This is a genomic window from Oleiphilus sp. HI0132, assembly GCF_001635845.1.
The window spans coordinates 1-223 of the sequence record NZ_LWGJ01000989.1; the positions used below are offsets into that span (position 1 = coordinate 1).

1 protein-coding gene is annotated in these 223 nt (G+C 49.8%); it reads right to left on the minus strand.

Annotation, left to right across the window (positions count from 1 at the left end):
* On the minus strand, nt 1–188 hold a 188-nt coding region (locus A3766_RS11135; protein ID WP_156508874.1), incomplete at its 3' end, for a hypothetical protein.
* Nucleotides 189–223: the final 35 nt, after the last annotated feature.

Sequence of the window (223 nt, forward strand, 5' to 3'; positions counted from 1 at the left end):
AGTAGTTCGGGGAATTTGGCTTGTAGTCGCTCCCGGATATCATGAAGGGTGTCGAGAAAGCGGGTAAAAATAACGGTTTGCTTAATGCGCTTGCCCTCGATGCGGGGCTTGAGTGCGGTCAGTAACGCTCTGAACTTATTCGAGTCCTCATAGATATCAGCCAACTCACCTAGCAGTGAGTCGAGCATATCGCGTTCCCACCTTAGATCATCTTTGGTCCTGT